The organism is Isoptericola sp. NPDC057559, assembly GCF_042801555.1.
Classification (GTDB): Bacteria; Actinomycetota; Actinomycetes; order Actinomycetales; family Cellulomonadaceae; genus Isoptericola.
This window is the reverse complement of sequence record NZ_JBHVFQ010000025.1, coordinates 50,761-60,218: the sequence shown is the minus strand read 5'-3', so window position 1 is coordinate 60,218 and position 9,458 is coordinate 50,761. Positions and strand designations below refer to the sequence as shown.

General features: G+C 73.9%; 8 protein-coding genes. 2 read left to right on the top strand and 6 right to left on the bottom strand.

Going from position 1 to position 9,458, the window contains the following annotated elements; genetic code table 11:
* The 5 genes from ACFU5J_RS18240 to ACFU5J_RS18220 all read right to left on the bottom strand — a co-directional run.
* Window positions 1-1,108: glycoside hydrolase family 3 N-terminal domain-containing protein (locus ACFU5J_RS18240; protein ID WP_430579671.1), on the bottom strand; the 1,108-nt coding region annotated here is incomplete at its 3' end.
* Window positions 1,105-1,905, bottom strand: coding sequence for a carbohydrate ABC transporter permease (locus ACFU5J_RS18235; RefSeq protein WP_430579674.1), 801 nt, complete (start codon window positions 1,903-1,905; stop codon window positions 1,105-1,107). The genes ACFU5J_RS18235 and ACFU5J_RS18240, both read right to left, overlap by 4 nt.
* Before the next feature lie 92 nt (window positions 1,906-1,997).
* Entirely contained in the window at window positions 1,998-2,969 is a 972-nt protein-coding gene (locus tag ACFU5J_RS18230; protein ID WP_430579670.1) for a carbohydrate ABC transporter permease, read from the bottom strand.
* A 3-nt stretch (window positions 2,970-2,972) separates the two neighbouring features.
* Window positions 2,973-4,283: a sugar ABC transporter substrate-binding protein gene (locus tag ACFU5J_RS18225; protein WP_430579669.1), complete on the bottom strand. Its 1,311-nt coding sequence runs from the start codon at window positions 4,281-4,283 to the stop codon at window positions 2,973-2,975.
* Window positions 4,284-4,624: 341 nt separating this feature from the next.
* On the bottom strand, window positions 4,625-5,701 hold the full coding sequence (locus tag ACFU5J_RS18220) for a lipoate--protein ligase family protein (RefSeq protein ID WP_430579668.1): 1,077 nt from the start codon (window positions 5,699-5,701) through the stop codon (window positions 4,625-4,627).
* 122 nt (window positions 5,702-5,823) lie between these two features.
* On the opposite strand from ACFU5J_RS18220, the gene ACFU5J_RS18215 reads away from it, so the two are divergent.
* Together ACFU5J_RS18215 and ACFU5J_RS18210 are read left to right on the top strand one after the other, a co-directional pair.
* Window positions 5,824-6,909: an N-acetylglucosamine kinase gene (locus tag ACFU5J_RS18215; protein WP_430579667.1), complete on the top strand. Its 1,086-nt coding sequence runs from the start codon at window positions 5,824-5,826 to the stop codon at window positions 6,907-6,909.
* Entirely contained in the window at window positions 6,899-7,780 is an 882-nt protein-coding gene (locus ACFU5J_RS18210) for a MurR/RpiR family transcriptional regulator (protein ID WP_430579666.1), read from the top strand. Before ACFU5J_RS18215 ends, ACFU5J_RS18210 begins: the two co-directional genes overlap by 11 nt.
* A 16-nt stretch (window positions 7,781-7,796) precedes the next feature.
* On the opposite strand, the gene cimA is transcribed toward ACFU5J_RS18210, so the two are convergent.
* Complete coding sequence (gene cimA, locus ACFU5J_RS18205; RefSeq protein ID WP_430579665.1) at window positions 7,797-9,446, bottom strand: citramalate synthase; 1,650 nt, start codon at window positions 9,444-9,446, stop codon at window positions 7,797-7,799.
* Between the last annotated feature and the right edge of the window lie 12 nt (window positions 9,447-9,458).

Below are 9,458 nucleotides of genomic sequence, written 5' to 3'. Positions count from 1 at the left end.
CGTCGGCGCCGATCGCGGCGAGCGACTCCTGGGCGCGGCGCGCGGCGTCGGCGCCCGGGACGCCGGCCGCGCCGAGGGACGCGCGCCGTGCGCGCAGCCGCGCCACGAGCGCGTCGGTGCGTCGTCGCGACGCGGCGAGCCGCTCCGGCGTCAGACGGCCCGTGCGGACGGCGTCGACGAGGGCGTCGACCGCGGAGCGGAACAGCGCCTCGTCCTCGCGGCCCGCCGTCGTGCCGAGGCAGAGCAGGTCCGCGCCGCCCTCGACGGCGCGCACGGCGGCCTCGCCCACGTCCGCGCCGTCGGAGACGGCGCGCATGTCGAGCGCGTCGGTGATCACGGGCCCGGCGTGACCGAGCTCGCGGGCGAGCGCGGCCACCGCGGGCTCGAGCGACGCGGGGGCCGGGCCGAGGGCCGGCACGACGACGTGCGCCGTCATGAGGGTGTCCAGGGCGGGCGCGTCGTCGGGCCCGGCGCCGTCGTCCGCGAGCGCCGCGGCGAAGGGCACGAGGTCGCGCCGGCGCAGCGTGCCGAGGTCCGCGGCGACGACGGGCAGCTCGAGGTGCGAGTCGGTGGTGGTCGACCCGTGCCCGGGGAAGTGCTTGGCGCACGTGCCCGCGCCGCCGCGCTGCAGCCCGCGCGCGAACGCGGCCCCGTGCCGTGCGACGGCCTCCGGGTCGGTGCCGAACGCGCGCACGCCGATCACCGGGTTGCCCGGCGCGTCGACGTCGAGCACCGGCGCGAGGTCGAGGTCGACCCCCGCGGCGGTGAGCAGCCGGCCGAGCGCCTCGCCGGCGTCGCGGGTCAGCCCCGCGTCGTCCGCCACCCCGAGCGCCGCGGCGCCGGGGAGCGACGACCCCGTCGCGGCCTCGAGCCGCGACACGTCGCCGCCCTCCTCGTCGGTCGCGACCAGCAGGTCCGGCGCGAGGTCGTGCAGGCTCGCGGTGAGAGCGGCCGTCGCGGCCAGGTCCGGGGTGTTGTGCGCGAAGAGCACGACCCCCGCCAGCCCGGAGCGCGCCGCGTCGGCGAGCCACGGCGGCGGGGTGGTGCCCGAGAACCCGGGCAGGAGCACCCCGTGCACCGCGCGCAGGGTGGCGTCGGGCGCGCTCATCCCTTCACCGCCCCGGACGTCAGGCCCGACGCGAGCCGCCGCTGGACCAGGATGAAGAAGATCATCACCGGCACGGTGATGATGGTCGAGGCCGCCATGATCGAGCCCCAGTCGTTGGAGTGCTGCCCGAAGAACGACCGCAGCCCGATGGCCACCGTGTAGTTCTGGGTCTCGCCGCCGAGCAGCGTCATCGCGAAGACGAACTCGTTCCACGCCGTGATGAAGCTGAAGATGCTGGTGGCCACGAGCCCGGGGGCGACGAGCGGCAGCAGGATCGAGCGGAACATCCGGCCCCAGGTGGCGCCGTCCAGGTACGCGGCCTCCTCGAGCTCCACCGGCACGGCGGCGACGAAGCCGCGCAGCATCCAGATGCCGAACGGCAGCGCCAGCGCGACGTACACGACGACCAGGCCGGTGAGCGTGCCCAGCAGGTGCAGGTTGCGCACCTGCACGAACAGCGGGATGACGAGCGCCTCCAGGGGCACCATCTGCACCACGAGGACGAGCATGAGCACCTGCGTGCGCAGCTTGAACCGGAACCGCGCCACGGCGACGGACGCCAGGAGGGCGAGCAGCGACGAGGCGAGCACGGTGAGGAGCGCCACGATCAGCGAGTTGCGCAGGAAGACGTCGAAGCCGCCGTCGGTGAGCACGAACTCGAAGTGCTCGAGGGTGGGCTCGGCCGGCACGAAGGACGACCCGCGGCCCGCCTTGCCGTCGAACGCGCTGACGAGCATCCAGTACGCCGGGAACAGCGTGAAGACGAGCAGCAGCGCGACGGCCACGCCCTTGCCCACCTGGACGGCGGTGGAGGGCCGGCCGGGCCCGCGCCGCCGCGCGGGGGCGGCGGTCCGCCGGTCGGCTCGCGGGGCGGTGCTGGTCGCGGCGCTCACAGCTCGTCCTCCTTCAGGATGGTGCGCACGTACGCGACGGTGATGCCGAGCAGCAGCAGGGTGAGCAGCACCGCGATCGCGGCGCCGAAGCCGTACCGGTTCTGCCCGAACGACTCGGTGTACGACCAGACGCCGAGGTTGAGCACGTCACGGTTGCTGCCCGCGCCGCCCGGCATGAGGTAGACCTGCGCGAAGACCTTGAAGTCCCAGATGGTCGACAGGATGATCACGACGGCGAAGATCTGCTTCAGCTGGGGCACGATCACCGAGAAGAACCGGCGCCACGGTCCGGCCCCGTCGATCTGGGCGGCCTCCAGCAGCTCCTTCGGCACGCCGAGCAGGCCGGCGAGCACGGTGATCGCCACGAACGGGAAGCCGTGGTGCACCACGTTCAGCAGCACGATGGCGTAGAACGACCAGCGGTCGGTGAACCAGTTGACGGGCGCGTCCTGCAGGCCGAGGGCCTGCAGCACGTGGTTGAACACGCCGCGGTCGGCGTCGAAGATCCAGATCCACACGTACGTGCCGGTGACGGCGGGCATCGCCCAGGCCGCCATGATCGCGCTCGACACGACGGTGCGCCAGACGCGCCCCAGCGACGCGAGCAGCACCGCCACCGCGGTGCCGAACACCACCGTGCAGGCGACCGACAGGACGGCGAACACCACGGTGTTCGGCAGCACCACGGCCCACAGCTGCTCGGAGGTGAAGATCTCGGCGAAGTTGTCGAGCCCGATCCAGTTCGGCTCGCCCAAGACGATCTCGCGCAGCCCGTAGTCCTGCAGGGAGAACAGGACGACCCGCAGCAGCGGCCACAGGAGCAGCACGGCGAGCACGAGCAGCGCGGGCGTCAGGAGCATCCACGGGCGGGTGCGCGCCAGGAGGGACCGGCCGAGCGGGCGGCGCCCGCCGGGCCCGGGCTGCTGCCCGGGCCCGGCGGGGGCCGCGACGGGGAGAGTGCTCGTCATCCGTCAGTTGCCACCGTTGAGCAGCGACGACATCTCGTCGGCCGCCTTCGTGCTGGCGGTGGGCACGTCCTGGCTGCCCGAGAGGATCGACTGCATCATCGTGCTGGTCGTCAGCTTGGCCTGGACGGCGCCGAAGTTCGGCGACACCGGCACGGACGCACCGCCCTCGACGAACTGCTTCGCGAACGGCGCCACGAGCGGGTCGGTGCTCTTGAGCGTCTCGTCGAGCAGCGACTTCTGCCCCGGGAAGTAGCCGGCCTGCTCGCCCCACTCGGTGGCGAACTCGCCCGTGGTCATCAGCTTGATGAACGCGAACGCGAGGTCCTGGTCCTCGGCGGTGGAGAACATGCTGAGGTGCGAGCCGCCGAGCACCGACGGCGACATGCCGCCGTCCTTGCCCGGGATCGGCACGGCGGCGAACTTGCCGTCCATGTCCTTGTTCGCCTCGACGATGGCGCCCGGGGTCCAGGAGCCCATGATCGCCATGCCCACGTCGCCCTGGGCGAACGCGTCGAGCACGTCGGTCTCGCGCCAGGTCGTGGCGCCCGCCGACGAGTAGCCGTCCTCGGCCAGCCCGGTCCAGAAGCTCAGGCCCTCCTGCGCCTCGGGGCTGTCGAGGCCCGAGGTCCAGGTGTCGCCGTCGAGCGTCGCGACCTCGCCGCCGGCGCCCCAGACCCACGGGTACACCGTGAACTCGGCGTCGCCGGGCACCGCGACCGCGGTCTTGTCCGGGAACTTCGCCTTGATCGCCTTGGCGGCCGACTCGATCTCCGCCCAGGTGGTGGGCGGCTCCACGCCGGCCTTCTCGAAGATGTCCTTGTTGTACACGAGGGAGCGGACGCCCGCGTACCAGGGCATCCCGTACAGCTTCCCGTCGTACGTGCCGGCGTCGACGAGGCCGTCCACCAGGTCGTCGCCCAGCCCGGCGTCGGCGATGTAGTCGTCGAGCGGCGCGAGCGCGCCCGCGTCCGCGAACTCCGGCGTCCACGTGGTGCCGGTCTCCGCGACGTCCGGCGTGGTCCCGCCGGCGATCGCGGTGACGAAGCGGTCGTGCGCGTCCGCCCACTCGACGAACTCGACGTTCAGCCTCGCCCCGCCGGTCTCCTCGGTGAAGGCCTTCCCGACCTCGTCGAAGAACGTGTCGGCGCTGGGGTTGGTGCCCTGCATGATCCACACGTCGAGGGTCTTGCCCTCGCCGTCGACGGCGCCGTCCCCGCCGTCGTCGGAGCCGCTGCCGCAGGCGGCGGCGCCGAGCGCCACCAGTGCCGCGGTCGCGACCCCCACGGTTGTCCGGGTCCACTTCTCTCGCCGCATCGCTGTCCTCCCCTGACGGCCCCCTGGGCCGTTCCCTCGTGCGCGGCCCCCGTGGGCGCCGTTCGCGCGGTCATGTCGTCGCGACGTCCTCGTCGTCCGGCGCGACGTCCTCGTCTCGCTGTCTGCTGATCGCTGTCGTGCAGCACGCGGTCGTCGCGTGCGACGACCCCCGGGTTGAAAGGAAGTTCCCGGCGGCCGGTCTGGGAGGAAGATTACTGACCAACCGAGGGCGTGCAAAGTCGCCGCACCATTCCGTGACAGGACGGTGACCTCCGCGGGGGGCCCGACCCCGTACGGGCCGACGGGCGGCCCGGGAGGGCGCGCGGGTCAGGGCACGCGGGTCAGGGCACGCGGTTGATCCAGGTCGGGTTGCCGAACTTGGTGCGCACCAGTTCCTCCGCCCGCGCGAGCTCGTCCTCGCGCAGCGTGGAGTCCTTGGTGCGGTAGTGCGCCCTGAAGTGCGCCTCGAAGGCGTCGACGATCTCGTCGCGCGCCATGCCGGTCTGCGACCGCAGCGGGTCCACCCGCTTGTTCGCGCTGGTCGTGCCCTTGTCGGACAGCTTCTCGCGGCCGATGCGCAGCACCTCGAGCATCTTCGCGTTGTCGATGTCGTAGGCCATCGTCATGTGGTGCAGCACGGCGCCGCCCGCCAGGCGCTTCTGCGCCGACCCGGCGAGCTTGCCGGCCGGCGACGAGACGTCGTTCATGCCCGAGAAGTACGCCTCGACCCCGACGTCCTCCAGCGCGCCCAGCACCCAGGAGTCCAGGAAGGCGTACGACTGCTCGAAGGACAGCCCGTCCACGAGCGAGGCGGGCACCACGAGGGAGAACGTCACGCAGTTCCCCGCCTCCATGAACATGGCGCCGCCGCCGGAGATGCGCCGCACCACGGTGACGTCGTGCTTGCGCACCCCCTCGGGGTCCACCTCGTTGCGCAGCGACTGGAAGGACCCGATGAACACCGCGCGCTCGGTCCAGTCCCAGAACCGCAGCGTGGGCCCGCGCCGGCCCTCGGCCAGCTCCTCGGTGAGCACCTGGTCCAGGGCGGCGAGGGTGGCCGGGGCCAGCGGGCCCGGGCGCAGCACCTCGAAGGTGTGGTCGTCCCACGTGGTGGCCAGGCCCAGGGCGCGGCGCACCGCGACGGCGACCGACCAGGCGTCGAAGCCGACCATGGCCACCTCGCCCGCCACGCGCCCGTCCTGCTCGGCGCGGCGCAGGCCGTCGTCGACGGCCCGGGCGATCTCGCTCGTGGACGTCTCGCGCGGCAGCCCGGCCAGGGTGTCGTCGATGACCTCGAGCGCGTCGTCCGGCTCGAGGAAGAAGTCGCCGCTGAGCCTGACGTCGGCGAGCAGCCCGTCGCGCACGTCGAGGTCGACCGTCACGAGCTTGCCACCGGGAACCTTGTACTCACCATGCACGTCACCACGGTAGCCGTGCTGCGCCCGGACGGGACGCGGCGTCGGTCACACCCGGCCCCGAGCGGGCGAGATTCGTTTCGTTAGCCCCCCTTCGCGAGAAAATGACTGCCACACTGTTCCCCGTGACCGGCACGGACGCCCCGCCCCCCGCCCTCGAGCGCGTCGTCGCCGTCGATGTCGGCGGCAGCGGCGCGCGCCTGCTCGCCGTGCCCGCGCTCCCGGCCCCCGGCTCGCCGACCGGCGCCGACGACGGCCCGATCACCCTCACCGGCCGGCCCGTGCGCATCACGGCCGCCGGCAGCGACGCCGCCGACGTCGTGGCCGAGCTCGTCGCGGCCCTCGGGCGCCGCCTCCCCGGCGTGCGGATCGCGTCCGCCGCGCTGTCGGTCACCGGCCTCCCGTCCCTGGTGCCCGACCCGGGCGCCCTGCACGACGTGCTGCACGACGCCGGCGCCACCGCCACGGCGGTCGCCGCGGACGCGCTCGCCGCGCACCTCGGCGCGCTGGGCGGGCGCCCCGGCGCCGTGGCCGCCGTCGGCACGGGGGCGATCGTGCTGGCCACCGACCTGCGCCGCCGCTGGCACCGGGCCGACGGCTGGGGCCACCTGCTCGGCGACCTCGGCTCCGGGTCGTGGATCGGCGCGCACGGCCTGCGGGCCGCGGTCGCCACGCACGACGCCAGCCCCGGCCCGGCCTCCCCCACGCTGCTCGCCGCGGCGATGGAACGCTTCGGCCCCGTCGAGGGCTGGCCCGCCGCGCTCTACGGGCGCGCCGACCGCGCCCACGTGCTCGCGTCGTTCACCCCCGCGGTCGCCGGCGCCGCCCGGGCCGGCGACCTCGTGGCCCAGCGGATCCTGCACGACGCCGGCACCCATCTCGCGGAGACCCTCGTCGCCGCGCTGCGGCCGGGCATCCCGCCGCTGGCCGCGCTGACGGGCGGCGTCCTGCAGATCGGCGACGCCGTCACCACCCCGCTGCGGGCGCGCCTGTCCGCCCTGCGCCCCGACGTGCGGCTCGTGCCCGCGGACGGCAGCCCGCTCGACGGCGCCCTGCGCCTCGCCCGCTCGCTGGCCGACGACCGCGGCGGCTCGCTCGTCGAGCCCACCGACCCCTGGCTCACCGTGCGGGGCACCCTGTCGCCCGCACCACCCGCCACCCACCCGACGCCGGCGCCCGCCGGGAAGGAGAACCCCGCGCATGAACGGTGACGTCCTCGTCCGGCTCCGCCAGACCCTGCCCACGCTGCGGCCCGCCGAGGCGCGCATCGCCTCGGTCGTGCTCGACGACCCGCCCGGCGTCGTCGGCGCCACCATCACCGAGCTCGCGTCGCGCGCCGGCACGTCCCAGGCGACGGTCGTGCGGTTCTGCCGTGCCGTGGGCTACGCCGGCTACCCGGAGTTCCGGATCGACCTCGCGCAGGCCACGAGCCGCCGCGCCGTGGAGCTCGAACGGTCCGGCATCGCGGAGGGCGAGATCAACCGGACCGACACCGCCACCGACGTCGTGTCCAAGATCGCGTTCCACGAGGCCCGGACCATCGAGGAGACGGCGCGCATGCTCGACCTGGACGCGCTCGAGCGCGCCGTCGACGCCATGGCCGCCGCGCCGCGCGTCGACGTCTACGGCGCCGGCTCCAGCGGCCTCACCGCGCAGGACCTGTCCCAGAAGCTCTCGCGCATCGGCATCGTCTGCTTCGCCCCCGTGGACCTGCACGGCCAGCTCCAGTCCGCCGCGCTGCTCGGCCAGGGCTGCGTCGCCGTCGCCGTGTCGCACACGGGCACCACGGTCGAGACGATCCAGGCCCTCACCCTCGCCAAGGACGCCGGCGCCACGACCGTCGCCGTCACCAACTTCCCGTCGTCCCCGCTCGCCGAGCTCGCCGACGTCGTGCTCTCCACGACCGCGCGCGAGACGCAGTTCCGCTCCGGGGCGATGTCGAGCCGCATCGCGCAGCTCGCCATCGTCGACTTCCTGTTCGTGCGCGTCGCGCAGCGTCGCTACGACCAGACCACCGCCGCGCTCAAGGCCACCTACGAGGCCGTCCAGCCCCACCGCCTGCAGGCCCGCGCGCCGAAGTAGCGCCCGGGCCCGGCGGTCAGTGCGCCTCGACGCCGGCGTGCAGCAGCCCGTAGACGTACGCGTCGATGAGCGACTCCCACGCCGCCTCGATGACGTTGGGCCCGACGCCCACCGTGGACCACGAGTGCTGCCCGTCGGTCGTCTCGACGAGCACGCGGGTGGTGGCGTCGGTGCCCTGCTGGGCGTCGAGGATGCGCACCTTGAAGTCGATGAGCTCGAACTTCCCGATCTGCGGGTAGACGCGCGTGAGCGCGCTGCGCAGCGCCTGGTCGAGGGCGTTCACGGGGCCGTTGCCCTCGCCCGTGGCGACGACGCGCTCGCCGCCCGCGTGCAGCTTCACGGTCGCCTCGGCGACCGCGTCCGCGTCCCGGCTCGCGGCGTCGTGACCCGCGTTGCCGACGACCGTCTCGACGATCGTGCGCCAGCTCTCGACCCGGAAGTACGACTGCCGGGTGCCCGTGAGCTCCTCGCGCAGCAGCAGCTCGAACGACGCGTCGGCGGCGTCGAACGTGTAGCCCTGCGCCTCGGCGTCCTTGACCCGGGTCGTGACCCGGGTGAGCAGCTCGCCCTGGCCGCTGAGGTCGTACCCCAGCTCGCGCCCCTTGAGCTCGATCGAGGCCCGCCCGGCCATGTCGGACACGAGCATGCGCATGTCGTTGCCGACGGCGGTGGGGTCGATGTGCTGGTAGAGGTCCGGGTCCACCTTGATGGCGCTGGCGTGCAGGCCCGCCTTGTGGGCGAACGCGCTGGCGCCGACGTACGGCTGGCGCGCGTACGGGGAGATGTTGGTGATCTCCGCGACGGCGTGGGCGATGCGGGTCGCCTCCTCCAGCCCCCCGCCGGCGAGCGTGCGCAGGCCGTGCTTGAGCTCGAGGTTCGCGACGACGGTCACGAGGTCCACGTTCCCCGTGCGCTCGCCGTACCCGTTGACGGTGCCCTGGACGTGCCAGGCGCCCGCGGCCACGGCGGCCAGCGTGTTCGCGACGGCGCACCCGGAGTCGTTGTGCGCGTGCATCCCCAGCAAGGGGTCGCCCGGCGCGGCGTCGCGCCCGTGCGGCACGCCGAGCGACTCGCGCACCCCGGTCACGACGTCCGTCACCCAGTGGGGCAGCATGCCGCCGTTGGTGTCGCACAGCGTGACGACCTCGGCGCCCGCCGCGAACGCCGCCTCGGCCGCGGCCCGCGCGTACGCGGCGTCGAAGCGGTAGCCGTCGAAGAAGTGCTCGGCGTCGACCACCACCCGGCGCCCCTCGCCCACGAGGAACGCCACCGTGTCGGTGATCATCGCCAGGCCCTCGTCGGGGGTGGTGCGCAGCGCGCGCTCCACGTGCCGCACGTCGAACTTCGACACGAGGGTGACCACGGGCGCCTCGGAGTCGAGCAGGGCGCGCACCTGGGGGTCGTCCCAGGCCCGGGTGCCCGCCTTGCGGGTGGATCCGAACGCGGCCAGCAGGGCGTTCTCCAGGCGCAGCTCCTTGGCCGCGCGGCGGAAGAACTCCGTGTCCTTGGGGATCGCCCCGGGCCAGCCGCCCTCGATGAAGCCGACGCCCAGCTCGTCCAGCAGCGGCGCGATGGCCAGCTTGTCCGCCACGGAGAGGTTCATGCCCTCCTGCTGCGCGCCGTCGCGCAGGGTGGTGTCGTACACGTGGAACGGGGTGGCGGTCATGCGGGACTCCCC